Genomic DNA, 26843 nt, shown 5'->3' on the forward strand with positions numbered 1-26843 from the left:
AGTGCAAGAAACAACAAAGGGCGCCTCGGCGCCCTTTTCTTTGCTCTGCCGCAAAGGCAAACTTACTCGGCCACGTCGAGGCCCCGCTCGATCATGCCTTCGACGTACGCGCGCAAATATTGTTCCAGCGCGGGGCCGGACAGCACGTTGGCCGTCAGCGCGCCATGGGGCGAGCCTTTCAGCACGCCATCGTGATACACGCGCGCAATCCAGGCCACGTCCGTGCCCTGGGTGTAATCGAGTTCATAGTCGAACGATTCTCCGCTGACTTTGCGTGTGTAGACTTCCTTGACAATTGCCATCTAAAACAGCCTTTCTTGACGAGATTAACTGGGATGCGGGTGCGGCACGGGATCGTCCTGCGGCACCGGGTGCACGGGCCCCGGATGGTGCCCGGGCGCTTCTTGCGGCTCCGGCGCCGGCATGGGTTCATCGACGGGCGCCGGGTCGGGCGCGCGGTGGGCATGGATGACGGACATGGCTGGCCTCCCGGCGGACAAAAGAAGACCATACCACGAGATGCCCGCCGCCTGTCCATGTTTGCCTGCCGGCCTGACGTCCGCGGCCGGCGGCACGGCGTGACAAGGCATAGTGCTTGCATGCCATGTAAATGTCAACATGCAACTTTTACCGTTTGACAAGCATCGCCGCCTGCCCCCATCTGGCTTACAATCGCTGTTTTACCCGTACCCGATTGCATACATGGAAACCACCACCCTCGCCCTGCTGTTACTGGTCCCGCTGCTGGTCTGGCGCATTTATTCGCGCCTGAAGAAACTGGTGGCGCGCCAGAAATCGCAGCTGTGGCGGCACTGGACGGTGGCAATCGCCTTCCCCGCGCTGCTGCTGTTCCTGGCGACGACGACGAAGTTCGACGTCCTGCCCCTGTCCAGCCTGGGCGCGGCCGCGCTGGCCGGCGGCTGGCTGGGTGTGCTGGGCTTGAAGCTGACGCGCTTCGAACAGGTCGGCAAGGACTTTTTCTTTACCCAGCACCGCTACCTGGGCCTGGCCATCACGATGCTGTTCATCGCCCGCCTGCTGTACCGTGGCATGCAAATCTACATGAATTCACGCGCCGACGTGCCCGTGCCGCCGCCACCGTTCGGCCAGAGCGCACTGACGATGGCCGCCTACGGCCTCGTCATCGGCTACTACGCCGTGTATGCGTGGGGCCTGGTGCGCTGGCGCCAGCGCAACCAACCGCTGCAGGCGCCCGAATAAGTCATCCCGTCAGTAGTACTGGCACAGGCCTTCGCAGGTCGTCACCGACAGCGCCTGGCGTATCGTCGCCAGCGCCGGCGCCAGGGCGGGATCGAGGTCCTTATCCGCATCAGCCAGACTGCCCAGCAAACGCTCGCGCAACGGCGGCGCCATCAGCGCGACGTTCGGCGTTGCGTACTGCGCGGCCGCTTCCAGCATGCGCTTCTTTTGCGCCACGGTCCAGAACGGCACTTGCACGAACTGCACCACGCCGACATACAGGGTGGTCGAGCCCTTGCTGAAGGCGCGCGCCCGCATGCGCTCCGTACCGCTCACTACCTGCAGCGGCTGGCTACTGAATTCCTGCTCCATCAAGCCAATCAAGTGCGCATGGCAATGCATGCCAAAGGCAAAAAAAGTACTCATTTCATCGCCATAATTGGCCAGGTTCTCCGTTACCTGGTCATTGCGCGCCTGCTGCAACTCGGCGCCGGACAGCGGCAGCGGCCGCTCGCTGCCAAACGTGTAATACGCCTTGCCGATGTTGGTTGCCCGTTCGCACAGGGCCACGCTCGGGTTGATGTCCTGCAACGCCGCAACGGGCGCCCGGAACAGGCCCGGCGCGTCGGTAATCCGGGCAATCAACGCTGCCACTTCAGGGTCGCCCAGGCGCGGCAAGCCGCTTTGCAGCGTGGCCTTGGCCATCAGCGCTTCCAGGCGCGCGCTGGCTTGCTGGAAATCGGTATAGCTGTCGGCCCAGGCGGCGGGCGCCGCGAGGATGGAGGAAAGGCAGAACAGGCGGCCGAGGCGGCGCAACGGCATGGAAATCGACAGGGACATGGGATCAGGAAAACACTATTGGAAAATTGGCAATTATAGGCAATCTGTATCCACAGTGCATTTAATTATGTTTTAAACCACGTTTCACCTAGGCGATGATGGTGACGCGCGGCCAGCGCGCCGCATAATCCTTGCTGGCCAGGCGCTGCGCATAGCCGTCCAGGCTGATGCGCGCCGGGTTGCGCCGCACCACCATATCGAACAGGTCATCGAGGCCATGCGGCGCGATGATGCCGATTTCGCCGTCAGGCTGCAGCGAGATGCCGACCGAGGTGGCAAACTCGGGCCAGGTAGCGATGGCGTCTTCCAGCGACAGCAGGGGCGGCACGGCGTAGCCGAACGCGTCTTCGAACCACAGGTGCACCCGCGCCTGGTTGCAGACCTCCCACGGCACGCCGGGCAGCACGGTTTCCAGGCGCTGGCGCAGCTGTGTTTCGCTTTCGGGATGCACATCGCGCGCATCGAAATACGCCACGTCGACGTCGCTCAAGGCCGACGCTTGCGCGTAGCCATGCAAGGCATCCCACACAAGGTTGCGCACGGCGCCGGCGCCGATGCAGCAATGGGGCAAGCCCAGCTGCGCCACGGCGTGCAAGGCTTGCATGCACCACGGCGTGGCGCTGGCGATGGCGCGCAGGCGCGCCGCCAGTGCTTCCTGCCTGCTCACGCAGCTAGGGCCGGATCTGCGGCGCCACGCCGTCGTTGGCGACCGTGCCTTCGACATTGCCGAAGTACACGTCCAGGTCTTGCTTCGGATGGAAGTTGCGCAGCTTGACTTGCAAGGTGGTGGGATTGATTTTGGTAAACGTGCCGGGGAAGCACAGGCTGACCAGCTCGTCCGGCTTGCCCTTGATCAAGTTCAAGGTAAAATCTTCGATGCCATTCTTCCAGGTATTGCCGGTAGTCAAAATGTACGACACCCACACGGCATTGACAAAGCCGCTTTCGCCCTGCTGGGCCGCCAGGCGGTTCCACGTCTTGTAGAAGGCCTTGTCGCCGCAGTATTTCTTTTCAAATGTATTGCCGTCGCCCAGGTAGGACGCGCCCGGACCAGCCGCGACGAACGGCGCATATTGATGGCGCACGCGCACGACTTTGCCGGCAGGGAATTTCTGCTGCCACAGGTAGATGACTTTCACGGTCCAGGCCGGTACCCATTCCTCGTCGTACAGCTGGGCCAGCAAGCCTTCGCGGATCATGATCTTGCTCTGCGCGGCCGTCAGCGGCGCCACTTTCTTGTCGAACGGCGTATGCGAGGGGAAATACGCGATTTGCGCGTCCGACAGGCCCAGCTGGCGCAAGCGGGCCGTCACGTCGTTGGCGTCGAGCTTGGCGACGAAGGTGGTTTTATATTCCTTGCGCTTGCCATCCACGTCGACGGTAAACTGCTGTGGCTGGCCATAATACGTGGGCGAGCCGTGGTAGCCGGAAGCGTATTCGGGCAGCGGGAAGAAGATCGTCTCCTCCACATCCGTTTTCGACTCATTGAGGAACTCGTATTCGACCTTGATCAATTCCGCACTCACGCTGAGCACTTCCTTTTTCATGGCCACGGCATCCGTCTTGCCGAACAGGATGCCGCCTGCGCTCACGGAGCCGATGCCGTCGTTGGCCACGGCCGGCGCCGAACACGCCAGCGCCAGCGCCAGCGCGGCAGATGCCAGCAAGGTGCGCACCAGCATCACGCCACCTTGCCCGAGACGGGATCGACCCGGCGCTGCAGCACGAAAATCGGTTGCGCCCATTGGGTATCCTTTTTCTTCTTGCTCGTGATCAAAGTCAGTTCCGATGGATCGTAGACATCCGTGTTGTGCGTCAACGGCGTCGTCATCAGGTATTGCGCTTCCGTGTTCTTCAGGAATTCGCCCACCAATTGAATATTGCGGATATCGAGGTGGGCAAACGGTTCGTCGATGAAGACGAAGCCGCCGGAACCGTCTTCCGATTTCAGCAAGCCGATCAGCAGCACCAGCGATTTCATCACTTGCTGGCCGCCCGACGCTTCGCCATCGTTCATGCCGATCACGCCCTTGCCGTCGAACTTGAAGCGCACGTGCAAGCCCGCCTGCGACAGCTGCACGTCGTCGTTTTCCAGGCGCACGGGGTCAGCATGCACTTCGATGCCGGCCAGTTCGCCCAGCTCCTTGATGTTCTTGCTGTACGTCTTGATGGTGTAGCGCAAGCGTTCCATGTAGGCGCCGCGGGCATTGCCCGTCGCTTCGATGGCGCGGTTGTTCTGGTAGCGGCGCTCGTCCGTTTCTGACTGGCGGCCATGCAACTGGTCCGACAGGCGGTGGTGCTGGTCGATGACGGTGGCGTCGAGTTCCCAGTCGTCGCGCGCCAGGCTGTTTTGCAGGCTGGCCACGCGCAAGTCGACCTGGTGCGCATTCTGATGCTCGGCCACGAGGGCCGCGCGGCGTGCGGGACGGCGCCAGCTTTTCGGCAAGTGGCGCCACGCATGGCGCAGGGCCAGCAAGGCGCGCGCATGCTCGGCGCGCTGTTCGATTTGCTTCTTGTAACCGAGGCGCGAGCCCGCTTCCGCCTCGGACAGGGCCAGGCGCGCGTTTTGCCACACGGTATCGGCACGCGTGCGCGCCACGGTGGCGTTCTTCGTCAGGTTTTGCAACTCGCCCAGGCGACCGCCCACTTCCAGGCGCTCTTCCTTCAGCGGCTTCGAGTTGCGCAGCGCTTCGGCGAATTCTTCCTGGCGCGCACTGAGTTCCTTGGCCGCGTCGACGCCGGCGATGCGCGCTTTCAAGGCGCCCACTTCGGCCGCCAATTTCGAAATCGCCAGGGTCAGGGTGTCTTCCTGCCCTTCCAGGCCCGGCAGGGAGCGCAGCAGCGCTTCCAGGCGGCCGCTGCGGCCAGCCTGGCCGAAGCGGTAGCGCGACGCTTCCACGAACAGCGAGCGCCCGCCGCGGCGTTCGCGGTGGTACGCCTCGGGCGTGATCCACTCTTCGTGGTTGCCCAGCTTGAAACCTGCTTCGACGGAATCGACGCGCGCAATGCGCGACAGTTGCTCGATCAGCCAGCTGGGCACGGGCGCGGAAAATTTCACCACGGCCAGCAAGCTCTCGTCTTTCGCGACAGGCGCCGTGACCAGGTCGGGCACGATGAAGTGGCGATAGCGCTCCTTCTCGGCCAGACGATAGGCGGCCGCCGCATCCTTGGCCTTGTCCAGCAGCACCACCGAAGCGTAACCGCCCAGCACGCCTTCGACGGCACCCTGCCAGCGGCTGTCCGTCACTTCGACGATGTCCGACAGCATGGCGTGGCCAATGCCCGCATCGCGCAGCGCACGGCGCATGCCGCGCACGTTGTCCGGCTCCGGCATGGCCGTCTTGCCTTGCAGCGCGGCAATAGTTGCCTGTTCGCCCGCGATGCGCGCCGCCAAGGCGTCGCGCTGCTGGCGCTGCTGCAGCAATTGCGCTTCCTTCTGTTCCAGCTGGGCCGCCACTTCGGCGATGTCGCTGCCCGAGTCCGCCGCCAGCTTGTGCAAACGGTCTTTCTGCTCCAGCAGGCTGTCCAGCGGTTTGAGCTTGCTATTGATCAAGGACAAACGACTCTGCAAGCCGATCGATTCCTGCTCCAGCAAGGTTTCGTTCATTTGCGCGTCGGACAGGGCCTTCGCCTGCGATGCCAGCGCATTGCGTTTATCGGTCAGCTGCTGGTCCGCCTGCGCCATCGGTTTGCGCGCATCGCGCAATTGCCGGCTGGCCGTGGCCGCTTTTTCGCGCGCCTCGTGGTACTGCAGGCTGGGCAGCACTTCTTCCAGCAGGTTGCGGCGCTCTTTATGCAGCCCTTCCCACTGGTGGTAATTGGCCACGCGCAGGCGCAGGCCTTCCAGGTTGGTCTTCGACGCTTCCAGTTCCGTCTCGAAGCGCTTCAGTTCCACTTCCGTGTCGCGCTGGTGGCGCTTGGCTTCGTCGTAGGCGTCCAGCACTTCCTTGTCGCCGAACACCTGGAACACCAGGTCGAGCAGCTGGCGCGGCGCGTATTCGCACAGCTTGTCCGTCTCGCCCTGCTCCAGCGCCAGCACTTTCGACATGGCGGGCGACAGGCCCGCATTGGCCAGGCGCTTGCGGTAGTTTTCCACGCCCAGCCAGTCGTTGGCATCCGTGATGTCCTCGATCTGCACATTGCCCGGACGCATCAGATACTGGCGCTTCCAGTCGCCGCCATTCTTCTGGATCTGGCAAAACAGCGTCACTTCATCGTCGCTGAAGAAGCCGGAACTGCGGAACGGCCGGTTCGACAGCTGCTTGCCCACGTTCTTGTTGTCGACCACGGCGCGCAGCCAGGCCGTCTGCTGGCCCGAGTGGCGCGCATAGTGCTTATACGTGCGTCCCATCGAGCAGTCGAGGCCGAACAGGGTGCGCAAGGCGTCGAGCAAGGTCGTCTTGCCCGAGCCGTTCTGCCCCGCGATGGTGATGATCTTCGCGTCGAGCGGAATATTCTTGATGCGCTGCCAGTAATCCCAGTGCACCAGTTCAAGTGATTTGATATGAAACATGGGCGCTTTCAGTGAGGGAGGTCGGACGACGATGCGTCGCCGGCATCGTCGGCGTCGGGCAAGTCGCCGATGTCGGCGGACAGCTCGTCTGCCAGATCGGCGTCGAGCAGCGGATCGCCGCTGACGGCCACCAGGCGCGACGGCGCGCGCTTGAACACGTCGGCCAGGGCGCCATTGATGATGCGCTCTTTCAGCACGTCCGTATCCATCATCAGGTCCAGCAGCGGGCCTTCCAGGATGAAGTCGCCGCGCCGCTCGATGAAGCCCAGCTTGGCCAGGGTGCCCAGGTTCATGTCCATGCGCGTCTTCTTGCCCAGCTTGTCGCCGAAGTCCGACAGCAGCGCCTTGTAGGAAATGCCGATCGACGCGTCTTCCGCGCGCGGCAGCGGTTTTTCCGTGCCAAACATGTCGTTCTGGTCATCGTCCGCGTGCTGGTGCGTTTCCTGGCGTTCACGCTTGGGCAGGATGATCTGCGCCCACAGCACCACCAGCAAGGCCACGCCATCGCGCGCCAGGCCGAAGTTATTGTTTTGCCACACGTCGCGCGCGCCGAAAATCTTCGGTTCGATGGTGCGCGTCAGTGCCAGGGTGACATGGTCGGCGTACACGTTGTCGAGCAATTTCAAGCCGCAGGCCAGCAGGCGCGCATCGATCTCGGCGCGGAACAGCTCGTCGGACAGCACGCGCTTGACGAGCTTGTCGTCGCGGCGCAGGGTTTGATGCGTGAGCAGGCGCGCAATCAGGATTTGGGAATCGTCATTCATCAAAGGTGGCGCCATCTAAATCAAGTGAAACATTCAGTGAAAGCGAGGCGATCGACATGGCCGCCACGTGGGGGTCGGTCAGTTGGACCATCTCGTCGGTCGGAGTAAAAGTGATCGGCAAACGGGCCAGTTCGGCCGTGGATCCCTGCAAGCTCGCTTCGGAGACGTCACCCAGCAGCGGCAGCATGGAGGCGCGGTACGAAGCCACGGCAAAGCTGGCCGGCAACAGGGAATCCTGCACGGGCACCGATTTCGGCCCTTCTTCGCCGATGCTGGGGAAATTGCCCAGGCTGGCGAAGTTCGACAGGCGTTCGAGCAAGTCATCGAGTTCGAGTTGCATGGCGGGACCGTCGCTGATGGTGGTGGGCGCGTCCTCTCCGCTGGGCAGGCCCGTGTTGATGACACCCGCCGCCCGTTCGGACAGCAGTTCCGTTTCGGCCACGTCGATCATTTCGGCCGGCGTGGAGAACAGGGGCACGACAGGCTGGTCGATGGCGCCTTCGGCCAGGCTGGCCAGGTCGTCATGCAGCAAGAGCCAGCGCTTGATGTCCGTGGTCGACAGGCCCGACTGGCCCAGGTGCACCCGCTGGCGCTCGATCTGGTTCAGGGCGCGCGAAAACATGCCTTGCATGTTCAGCAATTTGCTTTGCGCGCGGCCGATCGCCTGCGCTGCCTTGTGCGTGGCGCTGTCCGCGTTTTCATCGGACGTGATCGCCACGAGGATCTCGGACCCCTTCTCGACCCAGTCGCAAGCCATGTTCCATTTCGCTTGCGCCGTGCGCAGGCGGAATTCGGAACCGGAGGCGATCGCGTCGGAGAATTCTTCCGTCAAGTCCACCAGGCGGCCCAGCAAATGCTGCAATTGCTCGACCGACACGCCACCGACGGCTTGCGCGCCCGCCACCTGCGACAGCAGGAAACCCATTTCCGCTTCATCTTCCGTCTGCCCCAGGCCCAGCAAGCTGTCGATGGCGGACAGCACATTGCGCGCCATCGGGGTCACGCGGTACACGCCCTGCTGCGCATCCCAGGCCAGCAACTGGTTCGAGCGCAGGCGCAGCAAGACCGTTTCCAGGCTTTCCGGCAACAGATATGCGAGTTTCGTATTGATATCGGCACGCGTATAGGCGGACGTGGCCGCATCGGACGCGAGCTCGCGCAACACCAGCAGACGCACCAACACGCCATCGAAACCGCCGTGGAACAGGGCCGTAAACACTTGCAGCAAGGGCTGCGCCCGCTTCAAGTGAAAAACTTGCTCAATTTCATCGGCCGAAATATTGGGCTGGAAATGCGCCTGCAAGGAATCGTGATGCTCCTGCTCTGTCTGATTTGCATCCGTAGCCACGGCTGCACTTGCCATTATATCAATCATTCTTTTCCGGATGAGTGTTCAGCGGGCGGCGCTGCGGGCTAACGCGGCGCTGCGGGGCGGGGGCGTCAGTATATCAGTTCTGACATGCAATTTAGCGCATGGGAGGGGGCAGTGCGGACATGGCGCAACACGGCAGGTGCGCCGTGCCAGGCCAGGAGGATGAAATGGGGGGCCAAACACGGCATGCCTGGTCCCAATCCATTAGTGAACACTTACTTCCTGACGATCTTTTGCAAGGTTTGCTCGACGTAATCGCCGTCTTCATCGGCGAACGTCACCTTCACGGGATACCATTCCAGCGACGGTGCCAGCCACAGGTCCACTTGCTGGCCCTTCTTGTCCGGCGGCGGCGCCTTGACCAGGTGCACGGCTTCCACCAAACCCTGGCCCGTGGCGACCGTTTCCTGCTTGACGACCTTGAAGGTCCACGGTTCGGCGTCGTGGCGGCCGGCAACGAAGAAGCTCCATTCCGAGCCGGGCGTGAATTTTTCCGGGGTGGCGCGCGCCACGCTGACCAGTTGCCAGACGGTACTGTTGCGATCCTGCTCGCCACCTTTCAGCGGATACGTTTCATCGCCTTCGCTGAAGACGATGCTCTTGCTGTCGCGCTTGAAGGTGGTCGTGGCCGCTTCCTTGCGGAAACGTTTTTCCACGAACTGCGCCGGCGCCAGGCCGTAATCGTCGACCGTGCCTTCGCTGCGCTGTTCCAGGATCTTGCCGAACAGGGCGGCCTTGGTTTCGGCCAGCAGCGAATACTTGCCGTCGCCGGCGCGCCAGTTGCTGACCGATTCGCCGGACAGCGCAATGCCGCGCTGTTTCGCCTTGATCGAATAGACGAGGTCGGCCGACGGCGCCAGCTTGTACGGGCGCTTGATGACGGGATGGTCCACGGGTTCGTCCGCCGCCATGGCGGGCGTCAGGGTGGCCGCCAGCAGGCTGGCAGCCAGGACGCGTTTCAAGGTAGTCAAAGTAGTCATTTATTTTCCTGTTGATTCATTTACGGAGATCTTGGTCACGGTTTGCGTGGTCAGCGCCCCGTTCGCTTCGGTATTGCGTATTTGTACCGGATACCATTGCATGGACGGCGCCAGCCAGACATCGAGCTGCGACGAATACGTGCCGGGCTTCGGCGGCCGGCGCAGGTGCCACGTCACCAGGCGGCCCATTTTCGTGTCCAGTTCTTCCTCGCCCACCAGGTGGAAGCGGAACACGGTCGCTTCCTTTTCCTCGCCGACGAGAATGTCGATATTGCCCACCAGCTGGTTGACGTCGGCACGGCCGATGGCGGCCAGCTGGAACGGCACGGTGGCCTTGTCCTGCGCCCCTTCCTGCCATGGCGCCGTGGCCGTCGTTGCCGAAAACGTGATGGCCTTGGCGTCGCGGTTGAAATGCGTGGCCGTTTGCGCGCGGCCCTTGCGTTTCTCCGTGGCCGTGACGGGCACGATGCCGCTGCCATCGATCCGGCCCTCGCTCGTCAGCACCAGCAGGTTGATGCGCGTGATCAGCATGCTCAAGCCCACTTCCAGTTTCAGCTGATACGTGTCGCCCCGGTTTTCCCACGCCATCGCGGCCACGCCCTGCCACTTGGTGCCGTCCGCATCGCGCCGGTCCACGTGCAGGTCGAACTGGGCCGAAGCGGGCGCGTTCGTCTTGTAGTGGCGTGCCTGCTCGACGGGCGGTGGCGGCGGTTCGCTGGCCGGCGCGGGCGCGGTGGCCACGGCGGGCGCCGGCGCCGTGATGGCCGGGGCCGCCACGGCGGCCGGCTCGCTCGTGGCCGGGCCTTCCGGCACGTCGCTGACGGGCGCCGTCAACTGCGGCGTTTCGCTCGACGCCAGCTCCGTCGGCGGCGGTGGTGGCGGCGGCCTGGGCTTGGGCACGGGCCGCAGTTCGGGCGGCGGCAGCGGCACCACCGGCAGGGGCTTGGGCGGCTCGGCGATCAAGGCCATGCTGACCATCTGCGCATGATTCTGTCCCAGCGGCACCATGCTGGCGCGCGAGGTGAGCCACTCCAACGCCACGTAATGCAGTACGCCGATGACCGCGACAAAGATGACGGTGCGGCGGCGCGGTGGCGAAAAGAAGGAGTCAGGCATCATAGGCCGTAGTGTAACGCTTCCGCCCCGCTTCCCGCTTCTTGCCCGTGCTCAACTCTTAATGTTTTATGTAAGAAAATGTTGGCGGCATTGCGTCAGTTGCAAGCCGATATCTGCTACGCTAAGGCTATCCACCTACCAGGAGATTTCGCATGGCAAACCCGCAAATGCCCCAAATGCCGGGCGCAGCAGTTGTGACCGATACGCTCGACTTCGTCAAAAACCTGTGGGGCAGCATGAGCGTGCCCGGCATGGGCATGCCTGGCATCACGGCGCCCACCATGTCGGTGGAAGAGCTGGACAAGAAAATCAATGACTTGAAGGCCGTCGAAGCATGGCTGAACCTCAACACCAGCATGCTGCGCGGCAGTATCCAGGCGCTGGAAGTGCAGCGCGGCACCATCGCCACCTTGAAATCGATGGGCGCGTCCCTGGCGGCAGCCATCACCCAGCCCGGCGCCAGCGAAAAATCCGTGTTTGAATCGGTGCCCTACGCTTCCGCGTTTTTCCAGCAAGCCACACCTGCGGCGCCTGAACCGAAACCGGCGCCTGCGCCCGCACCGCCACCCGCTGCGGCGGCGCCCGCCGATGCCGGCAGCCAGGCCGGAGCCCAGCTGGCCAATCCAAGTGCCTGGTGGAATTTGTTACAAGATCAGTTCACGCAAGCCGTCTCGACAGCAATGTCGTCCGACGCCGCCAGCGCGGCAGCGGCCAGCTTTGGCGGCGTCAGCAAAGCCAAGCCAGCGGCCAGCAAGCCGGCCAAACCTGCCGAAGCAGGCACGGCAGCCAAGGCCAAGGCCCCGCTGCGCAAGGCGCCCGCGAAACGCGCAGCGCCCAAGGCCAAAGCACCAGGCAAGGCCTGATGTTTCAAGCCGGCAATATGATCAGGCGATACGATGAATGCGGATCGCCTCGATCATGTTGTCGGCCTGGCGTTTTACGTCACCGATCGTGATCAGGCCTTCGTCGGCCAGCGCCTTGGCGTGCTCGTACGAAGACTGGAATGTTTCCAGCGTGTCTCCCTTGGCGGCGACCGGGCGTACCCAGGCAACGGCGCCGACCTTCATTTTTTTGTATACTTCATTGACCACATCACGCATAGTTTCTTCCTTATTGTTGTAAAGCAACTCAAGCACGGGCGAACCCACGCTGGCCCCTAGTTTATCATCCGGCACGCTCACGCACGGCTTTTCCCCCTTTTTCCGCTGCCGGCGGCGCATTTTCCGGCGCCGCGACGGCGTCTTCCGGCCCGGGCGGCGGCGTCAGCTGCACCAGTTGCTCCATCAATTGCGCGAAGCGCTGCTGCCCTGGTGCAATTTTGTCTACATACAACAACACTTCCATGGCTTCGGCCGCCAAATCTGCCTGAAACCCGCGCTGCTGCAGGAAGGAAACGATGATTTGCGCGGAATTGAACAGGATGCGCAAGTTGTTCGGCAGTTTTTCGCGCGCCGCGCGCATCCAGGCGACCGCTTCGTTGAGCTTGTCCGTCTTCCACAGCAGCACGCCCTTGTTCATCAAGTCCGACGCTTCCTTGCGCGAGGCGATGATCAGGCTCGTGCCTTCGTCGCCCATCTTCGCCTTGTCGAATATCTTTTGCACTTCGTCCTGCACCACCTGGTTGTCGTGGTTGTTCTTCACCACGTAGCACAGCAGGCCGGCCGGCGCATCCTTCACGCCGACGGCGAACAGCAGGGTCGCCAGCTCCATGCAGATGGCCTTCTCGGGCCGCGCCGGGTCTTCCAGCAGCATGGCTTCGAGCTCGTCGCCGCACTTGCGCGCGCGCCGGTAATCGCCCGTTTCGTGGTGCACCATGCCTTCCGTGATCTTCGCGCGCAAGCCGATCTGTTCGGGCGAGAATTCGCGCTGCGCCAGCAACAGCCACTGCAGCGCCTCTTTCGCATCCTTCTTCAGGCCGCACACGCGCGCCAGTCCCAGGTAGGCGTCCGGCGTCTTCATGACGGAAAACTCGCCGATGGAAATACACTTGCGGAAAGCCTTTTCCGCCATGCTGACATTGCCCACTTTCAGGGCCGCCAGTCCCAGGTTGCGCTGGCGCGGCACGGAATTGGGCGACAGGCGCGCCGCCTTTTCCAACACGCCGCACGCTTCCTCGTGCTGGCCCATCAGCTGGTAGGCGACGGCCATCTGGTCGTAGGCGTCGATGTAATACTTGTTTTCGACGATCACGCCCTGGAAAATCTGCCGCGCCGCCTCGTGTTCGCCGTTATTCATGCGTATCTTGCCCAGGCCCGCCTTGGCCCAGCTGTAATCGCGCTCGGCCAGCACTTTTTCGTACACGACGCGGGCTTTTTCCGGCTCGCCGCTTTTCAGCAGCAAACTGGCCTTCATGCGCAGCAATTCCAGCTCGTGCAGCTTGTTGACCTCGATCTGCGCGTCGCACAGCTTGGCCGCGCGCAGATAATCCTTTTCCATGCAAGCCTGGTCGATTTCACGGAACACCTGCTTCTTGTGCCACACGCGGTTCAGCCGCGTCAGCAGCACGCCTTCCGTGATCGGCTTGATCAGGTAGGCGTCGGGCTGGTGCTCGGCCGCGCCCATCACCGATTCCACGCTTTTTTCGGCCGATACCATCAGCCACACGCTCGATGGCGCCGTCAGGTTGCGCACGCGCGTCTCTTCCAGCACTTGCTGGCCATTCTTGCCTTCGCCCAGGTTGTAGTCGCACAGCACCACGTCGTAGCGCGTCTTGGCCAGCAGCTTCATGGCTTCGCCGCCGCTGGCCGCCTGGTCGATATGGCGCGCGCCCAGGTTGCGCAGCGATTCGCGCAGCAGGATGCGGATGCCGATGAAGTCGTCGACCAGCAGATAATGTTTGTCGGCCCAGTCGGTGCTGCCCGCTTCGGCGGCGGTGGCGTGGCTGTCTGTCGTCATGGATTCCTCGTTCAGGGCAGGCGCAGGATGAAACAGCCGCCGCCCAGCGCGCCGCCATTTTCCAGGGCGATGCTGCCGCTGCTGCCCCGGTGCTTGTGCATCTTTGCCACTTCGCTGGAAAAATACAGGCCCAGTCCCGTGCTGTTGGTGGAAAAATTCACGCCGGCCGCCATGCCATCCATGGCCGCGCTGCCCGCGTCGAGCAAGGCCTGGGTATAGCCGTCGCCATTGTCTTCCACGCGCAGCTCCAGCATGTCGTCGTGCTCCCGCACGGACAGGCGGATCGTGTCTTTCGTGTAGCGGATGGCGTTGTTGATGGCATGCGCGAGCACGCCGATGACCAGGTCTTCATCGAGGGTCCAGATCAGCTCGGGCGGACAGGCCGTCTCCAGCTGGATGCCTTTCGAGGCCAGCAGGATCTTTTCCTGGTCCACCACCTGGTCGATGACCTGGCTGACCAGTTGCGGCTGCACGTCGAAGGGGTAGCCGGGCTTGCCCACTTCCTTGTACAGGGCCAGCAGCTGGATCAGGTTATCGTTGAGGCGCTTGGTCTGGTACAGCATCTGCGCCATCTGCAGGTAGGCGGGGTCGGCCCGGGGCGCGGGCTTGGCCTGCTCGGCCGCCAGCAGCGACTCCAAGGTGCCGCTGACAACGCTGATCGAGTTTTTCATGTCGTGCACGGTCGACGCCAGGAACAGGAAAAGCTCGGGCGAGCTGTGTTGATCTTCCACCGGATATCTCCTTGGGGGCCGCGGCTTGAATATTGCCAAGGATAAATTATACCGCCAGCCTGCGGGCGCCTGCCAGCCAGGCGCAAAGTCCGTGACATGACGCAACAATGCCGCCCCCGCTGGCGCAGGGGCGGCATCGACTTGACAAGGCGGCAAGATCAGCGGCGCGCGCCCGCCAGGCGTCTGACCACGACGATCATGCGGTCGATTTCCTCATACGTGTTGTAGAAGGCGAACGAGGGGCGCACGGTCGCTTCCACGCCGAAGCGGCGCAGAATCGGCTGGGCGCAGTGGTGGCCCGAGCGCACGGCGATACCCTCGTCATTGAGGGCGCGCCCCACTTCCGCCGGCTCGTAACCGGCCAGCACGAACGAGGCCACGCTGGCCTTGTCCAGCGCCGTGCCGATCAGGCGCACGCCGGGAATCGCTTGCAAGTGGTGCGTCGCGTATTCCAGCAGCGCGTGCTCGTAGGCGGCGATGTTTTCCAGGCCGATGCGCTGCACGTAGTCGATGGCCGCGCCCAGGCCCACGGCATCGGCGATATTACCCGTGCCCGCTTCGAAACGGTTCGGCACGCCCTGATAGACGGTGCGCTCGAACGTGACGTCGGCGATCATGTTGCCGCCGCCCTGCCACGGCGGCAATTGCTCGAGCAAATCCGCCTTGCCATACACGGCGCCGATGCCCGTCGGACCGAACACTTTATGCCCCGAAAACACATAGAAATCGGCGCCCAGCGCCTGCACGTCCACGCGCAGGTGCGACACGGCCTGCGCGCCGTCGACCAGCACGCGCACGCCGGCCGCATGCGCGAGCGCGATGATCTGCGCCACGGGCGTGACCGTCCCCAGCGCATTCGACACCTGCGTCACGGACACCAGCTTGGTGCGCCCGTTGAGCAGCTTGCGGAATTCATCAAGGATGATCTGTCCGCTGTCGTCGACGGGAATCACGCGCAATGTCGCGCCCTTTTCCGCCGCCAGCTGCTGCCACGGCACGATATTGGCGTGGTGCTCGAGCTGCGAGACGATGATCTCGTCGCCGCTGCCGATGTACTTGCGGCCAAAGGTATTGGCGACCAGGTTGATGCCTTCCGTGGCGCCACGCACGAAGATGATTTCATTGGCCGAAGCGGCGCCCAGAAAACTGGCCACCTTGGCGCGTGCCGCTTCATAGGCATCGCTGGCGCGCGCCGCCAATGCGTGCGCGGCGCGGTGGATGTTCGAGTTCTCGTGCGCATAGAAATACGACACGCGGTCGATCACCGACTGCGGCTTGTGCGTGGTGGCCGCATTGTCGAACCAGGCCAGCGGCTTGCCGTTGACGCGTTCGGCCAGCACGGGAAAATCGCGCCGCACGGCATGCACGTCGAACGGCGCCGGCGTCTGGTGCTGGCCAGGCGTCGTCGCCGAGGGCAGCTCGGTCTGGAAATAGAACGCGGGCTGGCCACTGGCTGGCGAGACGGGCAGCTGGCGCGCGGGCGCCTGCTGCGGCGTGGCAAACAGACCCCGCACATCGTCGGGCACCGCCTGCCCTTGCCCCTGCCGCGCCAAGCCATCGAGGCCATTGCCCGACGCGGGATAACCATGCGCGCCACCGATAAAATAATACGGCGACGGCGCAGCCGGCGCATTGATCGCCGACAAGCGCGGCGTCGGCACCGACGCGGGGGCCGGCGCAATGGGCGCTTCCAGGGGCGCCGTCACGGGCGGCACCTGCGCCGTCGCCACGCCGGGAACGATGGCGGCGAACGCAGGACCGGGTTGCGGCGGCGGACGGTTCGCATAGCGGGGCGCCGCATCGAGCACGCTGCCGGAACCGCCGAGGCTGGGCGACTTGTCCAAGCCCGGCAGGCGAGCAAAAAACTCGCCCGCCAGACGGTTCAAGGTCGCTTCGTCGGGTAAAAACGGGACGGCAGGCAAACCCGCCGCGCCATCACTTGTAGGTGTCTGGGTAGTCATGGTATTTACCGATCTCCACGTCTTCCAGTACGGCCAGCGCATCGTCGGTCAGCACGGCCAGCGAGCAATACAGCGAAATCAGGTAGGACGAAATCGCGTGGCGGTTGATGCCCATGAAGCGCACGGACAGGCCCGGGCTTTGCTCGCCCGCCAGGCCAGGCTGGAACAGGCCGATCACGCCCTGGCGCTGTTCGCCCGCGCGCAGCAGGATGATCTTCGTCTTGCCGTCTTCGATGGGCAGCTTGTCGGACGGCACCAGCGGCACGCCGCGCCACGTGAGGAACTGGGAACCGAACAGGCTGACGGTCGGCGGCGGCACGCCGCGGCGCGTGCATTCGCGGCCAAAGGCGGCAATCGCCAGCGGATGCGCGAGGAAGAAGCCCGGTTCCTTCCACACTTTCGTCAGCAGTTCATCGAGGTCGTCCGGCGTGGGCGCGCCCGTCAGCGTAAAGATGCGCTGGTCGTCGTGCACGCTGGCCAGCAGGCCGTAGTCGGGATTGTTGATCAATTCGCTTTCCTGGCGCTCCTTGATCGTTTCGATGGTCAGGCGCAGCTGCTCCTTGATCTGGTCGTGCGGACTGCTGTACAGGTCCGACACGCGCGTGTGCACGTCGAGCACCGTGCTGACGGCATTGAGGAAGTATTCGCGCGGCTGGTCGTCGTAGTCGACGAAGGTTTGCGGCAGTTCCGACTCGTCGCGCTGCGAGCAGGCCACGCGCACGTCCTTCGGATTTTTCACGCGGTTCAGGCGGTAGATACCCGCTTCCACGGGCAGCCATTGCAGCAGGTGCACGAGCCAGCGCGGCGTGATCGTGGACAGCTGGGGGACGCTCTTGCTTGCATTGGCCAGCTGGCGCGCGGCGTTATCGCCCAGCGCGAACTGGTTCTCTGTTGCTTCTGCCATGACTACTCCTGATGAGAAAAGTGAATATGCTTATCTGAAAAACAAATAAAGTATCAAGCGTCTCCCCTGATCTCTCAACATGCTATCGCCATCAACGGGGCGTTTTAATCCACCCGCTTTAATCCACCAATTCCGGCTCGCAGCGCGCCATCAAGCCCGCCAGGCCGATGCCCAGCGCGCCGGCCAGCTTTTCCACCGTCAGCAGCGACGGCGTGGCGGCGCCCCGTTCGATCTCGCCGATGAAGGAGCGGTTCAAGTCGGCCGCTTCGGCCAGGCGCTCCTGCGACCAGCCATGCCCTTCGCGCAACTGGCGCACGGCCAGTCCAAACTGTTTGATCAACATGCTGTCCTCATGGGTGATGGGCAAAAGCGGGGTGGGATGGCGCCGGCAACTCCGGCGCCTCCTGCTGGTTATGCGCTTGCGTGACATGGCTGCCGGGCGCCACGCTGCGGGTCAGCCAGACATTGCCGCCGATGACGGAGCCCTGGCCGATGGTCACCCGTCCCAGGATCGTCGCGCCCGCGTAGATGACCACGTCGTCCTGCACGATGGGGTGGCGCGCCAGTCCCTTTTTCAGCACGCCGTCGGCGCCGGCGGGAAAGCGCTTGGCGCCCAGGGTGACGGCCTGGTAGATACGTACCCGTTCGCCGATGATGGCCGTCTCGCCGATCACCACGCCCGTGCCATGGTCGATGAAAAAACTGCTGCCGATGATGGCGCCCGGGTGGATGTCGATGCCCGTCTGCGAATGGGCCACTTCGGCGATGATGCGCGCCACCAGCGGCGCGCCCAGTGCATACAAGGTGTGCGCCAGGCGGTAATGGATGATGGCCAGGATGCCGGGATAGCACAGCAGCACTTCGTCGACGCTGTGGGCGGCCGGGTCGCCATGGAAGGCTGCCGCCACGTCCGTGTCGAGCTGGGCACGGATGCGCGGCAGCGCGCGGGCGAAGCGCTGCACGATGGCCAGCGCCTGCTGTTCGATGGACACCGTCTGCTGCAAGCCGTGCTGGCGCGCGTGGTAACTGAGTTCGCGCCGCACCTGTTCGTGCAAGCCCGTCAGGGTCGTGTCGAGCGTGTGGCCGACAAAGAAATCCTCGCTCTCCTGCTGCAGGTCGAGGGGACCCAGGCGCATGGGGAACAGGGCCGCGCACAGGGCTTTGATGATGTCGTGCAAATGCTGGCGCGACGGGAATTCGCGCGCGCCGCACTCCTGATTGCTGGCCAATCCTTCGCGCCACTGCTCGCGCACGGCGCGCAATTCATCGACGATCTGGCGCAATTCCCATTGCGGCTGCGCGGCAAGGGAGACAGGGGGAATGGCTCGCTGGTTCATGGTGATCCTGAAGGGAGATTTAATCTTGCAGCCAGGGCAGCGCATGCCAGCGCCAGCCACCGCTGTGGCCGCGCTGCTGCTGCTCGTCGAGGTCGCCCTCGAAGCCTTGCGCGATATTGAAGACGTGCGTGAAGCCCGCCTTGGCCGCCGCTTCGGCAGCTGCGGCCGAACGCTTGCCGCTGCGGCACAGCAGCACCACGACGGCGTCCTTGCCGCCCACTTTCGCTTCCAGTTCGCGCGTAAAGCGGGGATTGCGGTTCATGGACGTGCCGGTCGCCCACGCCACGTGCAGCGAGGCGGGCACGTAGCCGACGAAGGTGCGTTCTTCATTCGTGCGCACGTCGACCAGCACGGCTTTGCCGGCCTGCACCAGCTGCCATGCATCCTGCGCACTGACGATGCCCGCATACGGCAAGCCTTGCGCCTGCGCCTGGGTACGCGCGAGATTGAGCACTTCGTCAAACGCCGCCTCGCCGTGCGCGGCGCGGGGATCGAAAATCAGTTCTGCAGCAGCCATCTTTCCACCTCTTTATTCCGTCGTCAAAAACCAGCACGAGTCCACTGTAGCGAACTTATGTTGTTCGGAAAACAAATTAAAAAGAGTTTGGAAAGCTGAAAAACGTATATGGAGAAATCGAAGGGGGAGCGTCTGGAAATGCCCAGGGCCAGGCGGAGTGCCGAAGACAGTACGAACGTACGGCGAGGCAGGACAACAACGCCATGGGCTTTTTCAGGCGTTCCGGCGGCGCTCGCGCAGCAGGAAGCGGGCAGGATCGAGCGCCTCCGCCAGTTGGCGCTCCAGCGGCAGCGGTTCGCCCTCCAGCTGGCAAGCCAGCAGCTCGGCCGCCAGCGGCGCCCAGATCAGGCCGCGCGAGGCATAGCCGAGCAAGCCAAACAGGCCGGGCCAGCGGGGCACGTCGCGCAGGCGCTCGCAGCGGCCTGGCACGCCGGGGTCGGGCAAGGCGCCCGCCAGCGGCAAACGGTCCGGCGCCACGCAGCGAAAGCCCGTGCGCCCGGCCAGCGGCGCCTCGAACGGGGCTACGCCAAGGATGTCGGCGATCTTCGCGATATTTTCTTCCTGGCTCGATGGGCGCAACGTGGTGTCCGCGTCCGCATCGTAGCTGGCGCCCACGCAGACGACACCCTGGTGCGCCGGCGTCATGTAGGCTTCGCGGCAGACGACGAACGGCAACGAAGGCAAGCTGCCTTCGGCCAGGTGCGTGACCTGCCCGCGCACGGCGTCCAGCGGCAGGCCGGCCGCCTGCTCGACATCCACGGCCCCCGTGCCCGCCGCCAGGATGACCGTGGGCGCGGCCGCGATCAGGGTGCCTTGCGCATCGCGCACCAGCCATTCCTGATCGCCGCGTTCCAGGCGCAGGGCGCTGCTGGAAAAGCGCCGCGTGAGCAGGGCGCCGCAGGCGTCCAGCATGGCGGCGCAGACGGAGGACGGGCGCGCCCAGCCGCCCTGTTCGAACCACCATGCGCCATCGGGCGCCGGCGCACCCAGCATGGCCGCCGCCTCGGGCGCTTCCAGCCAGCGGGCGAATTCGCGCGGATACAGGCCGCTGGCGGCGATCTGCCGCTGCACCTGCGCATGCGCGTCATCGCGCGCCAGTTGCAGCACGCCGCATTGCGCGCCATCAAAGGCGCTGCCGATGCCGCCCAGGTCTTGCCAGTAGCGCAGCGAGTACAGGTAGGCGGCGCGCACCAGGCGCGTGGCGATATTGTCGTCCTTCGACAGCTGCGGCATGAAGATGCCGGCCAGGTTGCCAGACGCCTCGCTGGCCGGCTGCGCGTGGCGTTCTATCAAGGTCACCTTCCAGCCGCGCGCGGCCAGGCGTTCGCAGGCGGCCGCACCGGCCACGCCCGCGCCGATGACGATGGCGCGCCGCTCGGGCGCCACGGCAGCCACGTGCTCTGCGCGCCGCGCATAAAACATGGCGCGCAAGCGGCTCTCGTCGAAGACAAAACCGTTCTTTTGCAGCGCCATGCGCTGCGCCTCGTCCAGGTGCACGGCCTGCAGGCGGGCGCCATCGACCATCAGGCGCGCCAGCACGGGCGTGGCTGCCGGCACCCAGGCCAGGTGCACTTCGTCGACACGCGCCGACAATTGCGCCAGGCAGGCATCGGGTTCGCCGATCAGCACATCGAGCGTGACGAGGCCATCGTGCGACACCATGCGGTGCAGGCCCGGCACGCAGGGCGGCCACTGCGCGCGCCACTGCTCGGGCAAGTGGTTGGCGTCGACGGGACGCGGCGCCAGCGCGATGTAATGCAGGCGGCGGCCGCCATGCGCCGCGCAGGCGGCACGCAAGCGGGCGCCGTCAAAATCCGTGTCGAGCAGGACCAGCGCGCGGCGCATCAATGCCCCGCGCGGCAAAAGCAGGCGGGCGCATGGTCGTCGACCATGCCGATGCCCTGCATGTAGGCGTAGATGATGGTCGAGCCGACGAACTTGAAGCCCCGCTTGAGCAAATCTTTCGACAGTTTGTCGGACAAGGCCGTCCTGGCGGGACGCTCGCCGGTCTGCCAGCTGTTGACGATGGGCTGGCCATCGACATACGCCCACAGGAAGCTGTCCAGGGTCTGCCCTTCCGCGCGCAGGCGCAAATAGGCTTGCGCATTCGTGATGGCCGCCGCCACCTTCAGGCGGTTGCGCACGATGCCCGGATCGAGCAGCAGCTGCGCCACCTTGTCCGGGCCATACGCGGCGATCTTTTCCGCATCCCAGTCGTCAAAAGCGGCACGGTAGGTGTCGCGCTTGTTGAGGATGGTTTCCCAGCTCAGGCCCGCCTGCGCGCCTTCCAGGTTCAGCATCTCGAACAGCCGGCGCTCGTCGTGGCAGGGCACGCCCCACTCCGTATCGTGGTAATCGAGATAACGGGGATTGGCCGGATTGGCCCAGGCGCAGCGGGTAATATTCATGGTCGTGTTCTTCATGTGCAGGCAAGTACCAGTATAGTTTATCGGCCGCGCAGGAGGCGCCCCAGTTCCTGCAAGCCGTGCGCCATCTCGGCCGGGGGAATCGCCGCAAAGCCCAGCAGCAGCCCGGGCGGCGTGGCGCAGGCGGCGCCGGCGTCAGGATCGGCATAGTGGCCCAGCGGACGCAATTCGATGCCCCGCGCCAGGCCCGCGCGCGACACCGCTTCCTCGTCATGGCTGCCGCGGAAATACGCGCACAGTTCCAGGCCGCTGTCGGCCGGGCCGCAGACGAGCTGATCGTCGAGTTCGCGCGCCAGGCCACGCACCAGCAGGTCGCGCCGCTCGGCATTGCTGTCGCGCGTGCGGCGGATATGCCGGCCAAAGTGGCCCTCGGCGATGAAGTCGGCCAGCGCCATCTGCGGCACGATGGCCGTGTGGCGGTCCATCACGGCCTTGGCCTGCACCAGCGCTTCGGCCAGCGCGGGCGGCGCCACCATGTAGCCCAGGCGCAGGCCGGGGAACAGCACTTTCGACAAGGTCCCCACGTACACCACGCAACCGGCCCGGTCCAGGCTTTGCAGCGAGGCCAGCGGCGCGCCCGTGTAGCGGTATTCGCTGTCGTAATCGTCTTCCACCAGCCAGGCTTTGTTTTGCGCGGCCCAGGCCAGCAAGGCCAGGCGGCGGGGCAAGCTCATGCTCACGCCCAGCGGCATCTGGTGCGATGGCGTCACGTACGCCAGCTTCGCCAGCGGGCAATGCGCCACGCCATACGCCACGTCCAGCCCCTGCGCATCGACGGGCACGGGAAAGACGCGCGCGCCGGCCGCGCGCAGCGGGCCGCTGGCGCCCCGGTAGCCGGGCGACTCCATCCAGGCCGCGTCGCCGGGCGCCAGCAGGATGGTCGACAGCAAAAACAGCGCCTGCTGCGAACCGGAGGTGATGACGATCTGCTGCGGCGTGCACTGGACGCCGCGGGACGCCTTCAGGTACACGCACAGCAGTTCGCGCAGCGGCAGGTAGCCGGCCGGGTCGCTGTAGCCGAAATGGTGGTCGGGCCGGCGCCAGCGCCGCGCTTCCAGGCGGTTCCACACGTCGAACGGGAAATGGTCGATGCGCGGCATGCCAACGCGAAAGGCGCGCAGCGGCCCCCGGTGGAACGCCACCTGGCGCATGGCCGCCACCACGCCCTGCCCGCGCGCCGACAGGGGCCGCAGCAAGCCCGGCGCCGCGGCAGGGACAGGCAGCGGAACGTCGCGGCTGACAAACGTGCCGCGCCCCACGGCGCCATCGAGATAGCCTTCGGCCGCCAGCTGCGCATACGCATTGAGCACCGTCTGGCGCGACACGGCCAGCAGGCGGCAAAAGTCGCGCGTGGGCGGCAGCTGCATGCCGGGACTCATGCGGCCATCGAGGATGGCGGCCTTGATGGCCGCATACAGCTGGCGAAACAGCGGTTCGCTGGCGCCGCGCTGCAGCGGCAAGGCGGCGATGATCTGGTGCAGGTGGGAAACTGGCATGGTGGCATTCTTGAATTGGTAGCTTCAAGATAGCACTTATTGGCTGTTTTAAATAGCCAAGACTGGCGCTAAGATGGTGCATCCCCCTTCTACTCTTGCGGAGCACCCATGCATCAGTTTTTCGCCACCGTGGCCTGGCAGCGTGACGGCCACGATTTCGCCGGCCAGCGCTACAGCCGCGGCCATGAATGGCAGTTCGACGGCGGCCTGACGGTACCCGCTTCGTCGTCGCCCCTGTCCGTGCCGCTGCCCATGTCGGTGGCGGCCAACGTCGATCCGGAAGAAGCGCTGGTGGCCGCCACGTCGAGCTGCCACATGCTGTTCTTCCTGTCGCTGGCAGCGCAGCGCGGCTACGTCATCGACGACTACCGCGACGACGCCGTCGGCGAGCTGGGCAAGAATGCCGCCGGGCGCCTGGCCATGACGCGCATCGTGCTGCGTCCGCGCATCGTCTTCGCGGGAACGCCGCCCTCGCCCGAGGCGCTGGCCGCGCTGCACCACGACGCGCACGAACGCTGCTACATCGCCAATTCGCTGACGGCCGACGTGGTCGTGGAAGGAGCGCACTAGATGTACACGCCCGCCACCTTCCGCGAAGAGCGCCTCGATGTGCTGCATGGCCTGGTCCAGGCGCATCCGCTGGGCGCGCTGGTGCGCCATGGCGCCGATGGCCTGTGCGCCGACCACCTGCCGTTCGAGATCGCCGCGCCCACGCTTGATGCGCCATTCGGCATCCTGCGCGCCCACGTGGCGCGCGCCAATCCGCTGTGGCGCGCGGCCGGCGGGAGCGATGATTGCATGGTGATCTTCCAGGGGCCGCATGCCTACATCACGCCCGCCTGGTATGCGGAAAAGCAGCGCAGCGGCAAGGAGGTCCCCACTTTCAATTACGCGGTGGTGCACGCGCACGGCCCCCTGCGCGCCATCGACGACGCAGCGTGGCTGCTGGGATTGCTGGAGCGCCTGACGGCGCGCCATGAGGCAGATCAAGCCGCGCCTTGGAAGGTGGGCGATGCGCCGGCCGGCTACATCGAGAAACTCTTGAAAGCCATCGTCGGCATCGAGATTCCCCTCACCCGCATCACGGGCAAATGGAAGCTGGGGCAGAACCGCAGCATGCAGGACCAGGCCAGCATGGCGCATGGCCTGGCGCTGGACACGCAAGCCGGCGCGGCGCAGGCCCTGGGCGCGCTGATCGCCGCCAACGTCAAGTCAGCCAGCTGACAGCCGCCGAAAACGTCAAAAACGACAGCGCCGTCGACACCAGAATGATGCGGGCGATGCGCGCCGCGCAGTGCTCACGATGATGCGCAAGGCGCGCGGCGCGGCCCGGGACAACGAGTCCACCCTCACGCCAGCCAGCTGACAGCCGCCGAAAACGTCAAAAACGACAGCGCCGTCGACACGAGGATGATGCGGGCGATGCGCGCAGTATTCGCGCCGAAACGTTCCGACAGCAGCGAGACGTTGCTGGCGCTGGGCAGGCAAGCCACCAGCACCATGCAGGTCAGCGCAAACGGATCGAGCGGCGCGCCCAGCGCGATGGCCGCGTGGCCGATGCCCCACACCAGCAGCGGATGCAGCAGCAGTTTTTTCAGCGCCACGGGCACGTACTCTTTCATCGGCGCCGGGTCGGCCGTGCTCATTTGCGAACGGGCCAGCACGGCGCCGATGGTAAACAGGGCGACGGGCGAGGCGGCGTCGGCCAGCAGGCCCACCGTCTGCATCAAAGGCTTGGGCAAGGCCAGTTCCAGCCACGACGTCAGGGCGCCCAGCACGATGGCCCACGGCATCGGATTGCCCACCATGCCCTTCAAGGCATTCATGACGGCCGCGCGGCTGCCATGCGCGCCGCCGCTGCCGATGCGCGACAGGGCGATGCACAGCGAGCTGGTAATGAGCATGTCGACGACGATGGTGACGATGACGGGGCCCGAGGAGCGGGGACCGAGCAAGGTCAATAGCAGGGGCACGCCCATGAAACCCGTATTCGGGAAAGCCGCCACCAGCGCACCGAAGGCGGCGTTGTTCCAGTCGATGCGGTGGCTCAGGGTCGTGGCCGTGGTGACGCCCACCATGATCAGGGCGCACAGCAGGTAGACGCCGAACACGCTGGCATCGAGCAGCTGCGCGATGGGCGTGGCGGCGCCAAAGCGGTACAGCATGCAGGGCAGCGCGAAGTACAGGACAAAACTGTTCAAGCCGCCGATGGCGGCCAGCGGCAGCAGCTTGCGCCGCACGGCCAGGTAGCCGCACAACACCAGGGCGAAGAAGGGAAAGGTGATGGCGAGGATGGTCAGCATGGAGCGCCATTGTAGCGCGCTGCACTGGCCGGCCGCCTGGCGCAAAAAAAGGCCGCTCGCGCGGCCCAAGGAGGTTTTCGGAAAAACGCAGGCGGCCGGCTAGGGTTTGAGCTGGGCGCGGATCTCGCCGGCCGGATAGGCGGCGCTGTGCACGTTCACGTACAGGTTGCCGGCCTGGTAGCTCGCATACTGGGGCGGCGTGAGCATGGTGCCGGCCGGCACGGCAAACATGCCTTCGGCGGTTTTCACCAGCGGCACGATGACGGGGCCGTTCGCGCCGGCGGGCGCTTCATGGATGTGCGCGACGGTGGCCACCATGCCCGTGTAGCGCACGCCGCCGCTGACGCTGCGGTCGTGCGCGACGCGGATATTGCTGCTGCCGCTGGCCGTGCTGGTATTGGCCGGCACTTCCTGCGCGCCCGTCAGGGTGACGTCATGGCCGCCCGGATGATGCGGACCGTGGGAACAGGCGCCCAGCAGGGCGGCCAGCGCCAGCACGCTGGCGGCGCGGCGTACGTGTTGCGGCAATGTGGTCATCGCGGTACTCCTTCAACGGACATCGGCTCACGGATGGCGCCCTGCCCTGCACTGCCGGGCCAACGCCGCACTTGATGCATGGTGCAACAGTAACGCCATGCCGCCTTGTCCGCTTTGCTGTACGCCAAACTTGCTGCTCGCCTGCAGCGCATCTTCAGGCCAGATGACCTTCCGCCACCCAGCCGCGGTTGACGGCCGGCGCCTTCGGCTTGGGTGCGATGCCGCTGCTTTTTTCAGCATCGAGGATGATGCTGCGCATGCTGTCGCTGGCGGCCGGCCCCGGCGCGAACGCGTAGTACTCATCATTGATGGGCAAGCCCGTCGTGGCGTCGACCAGCACCGGGTCGGCGGCCAGGCCCGTGTCGCGGCTGGCAATGACGAGGCTGGCGCCTTCCGGTGCGAAGTTCTCATTACCCCAGGCAATAAAGGCCAGCAGCACGGGCTTGAAGGCGCGCCCGGATTTGGTCAGCACATAGTCGTAGCGGGGCGGCTTGGCACAGTACAGGCGGCGCGTCATCAAGCCTCCTTCCACCAGGTCGGCCAGACGGCGCGTCAGGATGGTGGGCGCGATCTTGAGGCTTTTTTCAAATTCGTCGAAACGCGTCTTGCCATAAAACGCTTCGCGCAGGATGAGGATGCTCCACCATTCGCCCACCTTGCCGAGGCTGCGAGCTATCGGGCAAGGCAAATTATTAAAGTTGGTATGTTTCATGACCATCTCCTCGCATAAATTCCAGCACATCGATCAAAAAATGCCCTTTGCGGCATCAACACTTCAGTTACTATTCATTTGCAAGCCACTTGCCGCCCATGACAACGGCATAAAAATACGCAAAAAATCACTTTTTTATTGCCCTATTACAATAATGTCTTGTTCAACCACCCCGATCCCGGTGCGAAAAACGTTGCCAGCCAGCCCAGCACGCGCGACTGCCAACAGGCGTTTTTTAC

The 26843-nt window shown here is 64.6% G+C and carries 28 protein-coding genes; 4 read left to right on the forward strand and 24 right to left on the reverse strand.

Annotated features, from left to right (window positions below):
* Nucleotides 1–62: 62 nt before the first annotated feature.
* A complete protein-coding gene (locus tag OX460_RS17585; RefSeq protein ID WP_099378551.1) occupies nucleotides 63–302 on the reverse strand; it encodes a hypothetical protein in 240 nt (79 codons plus the stop codon).
* Nucleotides 303–326: 24 nt separating this feature from the next.
* On the reverse strand, nucleotides 327–479 hold the full coding sequence (locus OX460_RS17590) for a hypothetical protein (protein WP_168208500.1): 153 nt from the start codon (nucleotides 477–479) through the stop codon (nucleotides 327–329).
* Nucleotides 480–702: 223 nt separating this feature from the next.
* Between OX460_RS17590 and OX460_RS17595 the strand changes: the two genes are divergently transcribed.
* Nucleotides 703–1221: a hypothetical protein gene (locus tag OX460_RS17595; protein WP_289899450.1), complete on the forward strand. Its 519-nt coding sequence runs from the start codon at nucleotides 703–705 to the stop codon at nucleotides 1219–1221.
* A gap of 9 nt (nucleotides 1222–1230) precedes the next feature.
* On the opposite strand, the gene OX460_RS17600 is transcribed toward OX460_RS17595, so the two are convergent.
* The 8 genes from OX460_RS17600 to OX460_RS17635 form a co-directional block, all read right to left on the reverse strand.
* Nucleotides 1231–2040, reverse strand: a complete 810-nt coding sequence (locus tag OX460_RS17600) for a hypothetical protein (RefSeq protein ID WP_289899451.1) — start codon at nucleotides 2038–2040, stop codon at nucleotides 1231–1233.
* 88 nt (nucleotides 2041–2128) lie between these two features.
* Nucleotides 2129–2707 (reverse strand): nucleotidyltransferase family protein, encoded by a 579-nt coding sequence (locus tag OX460_RS17605; RefSeq protein ID WP_354669832.1) that lies wholly within the window; start codon nucleotides 2705–2707, stop codon nucleotides 2129–2131.
* A gap of 4 nt (nucleotides 2708–2711) precedes the next feature.
* Nucleotides 2712–3722, reverse strand: a complete 1011-nt coding sequence (locus OX460_RS17610; RefSeq protein ID WP_289899452.1) for a DUF4424 family protein — start codon at nucleotides 3720–3722, stop codon at nucleotides 2712–2714.
* Nucleotides 3722–6553, reverse strand: coding sequence for an ATP-binding protein (locus tag OX460_RS17615; RefSeq protein WP_289899453.1), 2832 nt, complete (start codon nucleotides 6551–6553; stop codon nucleotides 3722–3724). Before OX460_RS17615 ends, OX460_RS17610 begins: the two co-directional genes overlap by 1 nt.
* Nucleotides 6554–6561: 8 nt before the next feature.
* Nucleotides 6562–7317, reverse strand: a complete 756-nt coding sequence (locus tag OX460_RS17620; protein WP_289899454.1) for a hypothetical protein — start codon at nucleotides 7315–7317, stop codon at nucleotides 6562–6564.
* On the reverse strand, nucleotides 7310–8680 hold the full coding sequence (locus tag OX460_RS17625; RefSeq protein WP_251349306.1) for a hypothetical protein: 1371 nt from the start codon (nucleotides 8678–8680) through the stop codon (nucleotides 7310–7312). The genes OX460_RS17620 and OX460_RS17625 overlap by 8 nt, the downstream gene beginning before the upstream one ends.
* Nucleotides 8681–8904: 224 nt before the next feature.
* On the reverse strand, nucleotides 8905–9669 hold the full coding sequence (locus OX460_RS17630) for a DUF3108 domain-containing protein (RefSeq protein ID WP_099665640.1): 765 nt from the start codon (nucleotides 9667–9669) through the stop codon (nucleotides 8905–8907).
* Nucleotides 9670–10788 carry a DUF3108 domain-containing protein gene (locus OX460_RS17635; RefSeq protein ID WP_289899455.1) on the reverse strand — a complete coding sequence of 373 codons (1119 nt, stop codon included), beginning with the start codon at nucleotides 10786–10788 and terminating at the stop codon, nucleotides 9670–9672.
* Between the two features lie 149 nt (nucleotides 10789–10937).
* Here OX460_RS17635 and OX460_RS17640 point away from each other — a divergent pair, with 149 nt between their 5' ends.
* Nucleotides 10938–11648 (forward strand): PhaM family polyhydroxyalkanoate granule multifunctional regulatory protein, encoded by a 711-nt coding sequence (locus tag OX460_RS17640; RefSeq protein ID WP_289899456.1) that lies wholly within the window; start codon nucleotides 10938–10940, stop codon nucleotides 11646–11648.
* Between the two features lie 21 nt (nucleotides 11649–11669).
* On the opposite strand, the gene OX460_RS17645 is transcribed toward OX460_RS17640, so the two are convergent.
* The 11 genes from OX460_RS17645 to OX460_RS17695 all read right to left on the reverse strand — a co-directional run bounded on the left by OX460_RS17645 (nucleotide 11670) and on the right by OX460_RS17695 (nucleotide 23052).
* Complete coding sequence (locus tag OX460_RS17645) at nucleotides 11670–11966, reverse strand: hypothetical protein (RefSeq protein WP_251349309.1); 297 nt, start codon at nucleotides 11964–11966, stop codon at nucleotides 11670–11672.
* Nucleotides 11950–13680, reverse strand: a complete 1731-nt coding sequence (locus OX460_RS17650) for a tetratricopeptide repeat-containing response regulator (protein ID WP_289899457.1) — start codon at nucleotides 13678–13680, stop codon at nucleotides 11950–11952. Before OX460_RS17650 ends, OX460_RS17645 begins: the two co-directional genes overlap by 17 nt.
* A gap of 11 nt (nucleotides 13681–13691) precedes the next feature.
* Complete coding sequence (locus OX460_RS17655) at nucleotides 13692–14411, reverse strand: HAMP domain-containing sensor histidine kinase (protein WP_289899458.1); 720 nt, start codon at nucleotides 14409–14411, stop codon at nucleotides 13692–13694.
* Nucleotides 14412–14569: 158 nt separating this feature from the next.
* Nucleotides 14570–16372 (reverse strand): family 2A encapsulin nanocompartment cargo protein cysteine desulfurase, encoded by a 1803-nt coding sequence (locus OX460_RS17660; protein WP_289899459.1) that lies wholly within the window; start codon nucleotides 16370–16372, stop codon nucleotides 14570–14572.
* Nucleotides 16347–17276: a family 2A encapsulin nanocompartment shell protein gene (locus tag OX460_RS17665; protein WP_034784363.1), complete on the reverse strand. Its 930-nt coding sequence runs from the start codon at nucleotides 17274–17276 to the stop codon at nucleotides 16347–16349. Before OX460_RS17665 ends, OX460_RS17660 begins: the two co-directional genes overlap by 26 nt.
* 118 nt (nucleotides 17277–17394) lie before the next feature.
* A complete protein-coding gene (locus tag OX460_RS17670; protein ID WP_034784364.1) occupies nucleotides 17395–17619 on the reverse strand; it encodes a helix-turn-helix transcriptional regulator in 225 nt (74 codons plus the stop codon).
* A 7-nt stretch (nucleotides 17620–17626) separates the two neighbouring features.
* A complete protein-coding gene (gene epsC / locus OX460_RS17675; protein ID WP_072457056.1) occupies nucleotides 17627–18613 on the reverse strand; it encodes a serine O-acetyltransferase EpsC in 987 nt (328 codons plus the stop codon).
* 19 nt (nucleotides 18614–18632) lie between these two features.
* Nucleotides 18633–19130, reverse strand: coding sequence for a rhodanese-like domain-containing protein (locus tag OX460_RS17680; RefSeq protein WP_251349313.1), 498 nt, complete (start codon nucleotides 19128–19130; stop codon nucleotides 18633–18635).
* A gap of 213 nt (nucleotides 19131–19343) precedes the next feature.
* A complete protein-coding gene (gene mnmC / locus OX460_RS17685; RefSeq protein WP_289899460.1) occupies nucleotides 19344–20975 on the reverse strand; it encodes an FAD-dependent 5-carboxymethylaminomethyl-2-thiouridine(34) oxidoreductase MnmC in 1632 nt (543 codons plus the stop codon).
* Nucleotides 20975–21538 (reverse strand): DNA-3-methyladenine glycosylase I, encoded by a 564-nt coding sequence (locus tag OX460_RS17690; protein ID WP_289899461.1) that lies wholly within the window; start codon nucleotides 21536–21538, stop codon nucleotides 20975–20977. The genes mnmC and OX460_RS17690 overlap by 1 nt, the downstream gene beginning before the upstream one ends.
* Before the next feature lie 38 nt (nucleotides 21539–21576).
* The gene (locus OX460_RS17695; protein ID WP_289899462.1) at nucleotides 21577–23052 is read right to left on the reverse strand and encodes a PLP-dependent aminotransferase family protein; all 1476 of its coding nucleotides are present in this window, start codon (nucleotides 23050–23052) and stop codon (nucleotides 21577–21579) included.
* Nucleotides 23053–23160: 108 nt separating this feature from the next.
* Between OX460_RS17695 and OX460_RS17700 the strand changes: the two genes are divergently transcribed.
* Both OX460_RS17700 and OX460_RS17705 read left to right on the forward strand, forming a co-directional pair.
* Entirely contained in the window at nucleotides 23161–23622 is a 462-nt protein-coding gene (locus OX460_RS17700) for an OsmC family protein (RefSeq protein ID WP_289899463.1), read from the forward strand.
* The gene (locus OX460_RS17705) at nucleotides 23623–24276 is read left to right on the forward strand and encodes an FMN-binding negative transcriptional regulator (protein WP_289899464.1); all 654 of its coding nucleotides are present in this window, start codon (nucleotides 23623–23625) and stop codon (nucleotides 24274–24276) included. It begins immediately after the preceding gene.
* A 125-nt stretch (nucleotides 24277–24401) separates the two neighbouring features.
* Here OX460_RS17705 and OX460_RS17710 read toward each other — a convergent pair whose 3' ends face one another.
* The 3 genes from OX460_RS17710 to OX460_RS17720 form a co-directional block, all read right to left on the reverse strand.
* A complete protein-coding gene (locus OX460_RS17710) occupies nucleotides 24402–25355 on the reverse strand; it encodes an AEC family transporter (protein WP_251349319.1) in 954 nt (317 codons plus the stop codon).
* Nucleotides 25356–25454: 99 nt separating this feature from the next.
* On the reverse strand, nucleotides 25455–25892 hold the full coding sequence (locus OX460_RS17715; RefSeq protein WP_289899465.1) for a CHRD domain-containing protein: 438 nt from the start codon (nucleotides 25890–25892) through the stop codon (nucleotides 25455–25457).
* A gap of 154 nt (nucleotides 25893–26046) precedes the next feature.
* Nucleotides 26047–26604, reverse strand: coding sequence for a helix-turn-helix domain-containing protein (locus tag OX460_RS17720; protein WP_289899466.1), 558 nt, complete (start codon nucleotides 26602–26604; stop codon nucleotides 26047–26049).
* Between the last annotated feature and the right edge of the window lie 239 nt (nucleotides 26605–26843).

It is taken from the genome of Janthinobacterium sp. SUN033 (assembly GCF_030397595.1).
In the GTDB taxonomy this organism is placed as follows: Bacteria; Pseudomonadota; Gammaproteobacteria; order Burkholderiales; family Burkholderiaceae_D; genus Janthinobacterium; species Janthinobacterium kumbetense.

Bases quoted from the DNA above. Each gene is read 5' to 3' on its own strand.
- OX460_RS17640 (WP_289899456.1), top strand. From the start codon at position 10,938: ATGGCAAACCCGCAAATGCCCCAAATGCCGGGCGCAGCAGTTGTGACC.
- OX460_RS17635 (WP_289899455.1), bottom strand. From the start codon at position 10,788: ATGATGCCTGACTCCTTCTTTTCGCCACCGCGCCGCCGCACCGTCATC.
- epsC (WP_072457056.1), bottom strand. From the start codon at position 18,613: ATGAACCAGCGAGCCATTCCCCCTGTCTCCCTTGCCGCGCAGCCGCAA.
- OX460_RS17705 (WP_289899464.1), top strand. From the start codon at position 23,623: ATGTACACGCCCGCCACCTTCCGCGAAGAGCGCCTCGATGTGCTGCAT.
- OX460_RS17700 (WP_289899463.1), top strand. From the start codon at position 23,161: ATGCATCAGTTTTTCGCCACCGTGGCCTGGCAGCGTGACGGCCACGAT.
- OX460_RS17695 (WP_289899462.1), bottom strand. From the start codon at position 23,052: ATGCCAGTTTCCCACCTGCACCAGATCATCGCCGCCTTGCCGCTGCAG.
- OX460_RS17625 (WP_251349306.1), bottom strand. From the start codon at position 8,680: ATGGCAAGTGCAGCCGTGGCTACGGATGCAAATCAGACAGAGCAGGAG.
- OX460_RS17710 (WP_251349319.1), bottom strand. From the start codon at position 25,355: ATGCTGACCATCCTCGCCATCACCTTTCCCTTCTTCGCCCTGGTGTTG.
- OX460_RS17600 (WP_289899451.1), bottom strand. From the start codon at position 2,040: ATGTCCCTGTCGATTTCCATGCCGTTGCGCCGCCTCGGCCGCCTGTTC.
- mnmC (WP_289899460.1), bottom strand. From the start codon at position 20,975: ATGCGCCGCGCGCTGGTCCTGCTCGACACGGATTTTGACGGCGCCCGC.
- OX460_RS17720 (WP_289899466.1), bottom strand. From the start codon at position 26,604: ATGAAACATACCAACTTTAATAATTTGCCTTGCCCGATAGCTCGCAGC.
- OX460_RS17585 (WP_099378551.1), bottom strand. From the start codon at position 302: ATGGCAATTGTCAAGGAAGTCTACACACGCAAAGTCAGCGGAGAATCG.
- OX460_RS17690 (WP_289899461.1), bottom strand. From the start codon at position 21,538: ATGAATATTACCCGCTGCGCCTGGGCCAATCCGGCCAATCCCCGTTAT.
- OX460_RS17620 (WP_289899454.1), bottom strand. From the start codon at position 7,317: ATGAATGACGATTCCCAAATCCTGATTGCGCGCCTGCTCACGCATCAA.
- OX460_RS17670 (WP_034784364.1), bottom strand. From the start codon at position 17,619: ATGTTGATCAAACAGTTTGGACTGGCCGTGCGCCAGTTGCGCGAAGGG.
- OX460_RS17665 (WP_034784363.1), bottom strand. From the start codon at position 17,276: ATGGCAGAAGCAACAGAGAACCAGTTCGCGCTGGGCGATAACGCCGCG.
- OX460_RS17590 (WP_168208500.1), bottom strand. From the start codon at position 479: ATGTCCGTCATCCATGCCCACCGCGCGCCCGACCCGGCGCCCGTCGAT.
- OX460_RS17630 (WP_099665640.1), bottom strand. From the start codon at position 9,669: ATGACTACTTTGACTACCTTGAAACGCGTCCTGGCTGCCAGCCTGCTG.
- OX460_RS17615 (WP_289899453.1), bottom strand. From the start codon at position 6,553: ATGTTTCATATCAAATCACTTGAACTGGTGCACTGGGATTACTGGCAG.
- OX460_RS17595 (WP_289899450.1), top strand. From the start codon at position 703: ATGGAAACCACCACCCTCGCCCTGCTGTTACTGGTCCCGCTGCTGGTC.
- OX460_RS17680 (WP_251349313.1), bottom strand. From the start codon at position 19,130: ATGGCTGCTGCAGAACTGATTTTCGATCCCCGCGCCGCGCACGGCGAG.
- OX460_RS17610 (WP_289899452.1), bottom strand. From the start codon at position 3,722: ATGCTGGTGCGCACCTTGCTGGCATCTGCCGCGCTGGCGCTGGCGCTG.
- OX460_RS17650 (WP_289899457.1), bottom strand. From the start codon at position 13,680: ATGACGACAGACAGCCACGCCACCGCCGCCGAAGCGGGCAGCACCGAC.
- OX460_RS17715 (WP_289899465.1), bottom strand. From the start codon at position 25,892: ATGACCACATTGCCGCAACACGTACGCCGCGCCGCCAGCGTGCTGGCG.
- OX460_RS17660 (WP_289899459.1), bottom strand. From the start codon at position 16,372: ATGACTACCCAGACACCTACAAGTGATGGCGCGGCGGGTTTGCCTGCC.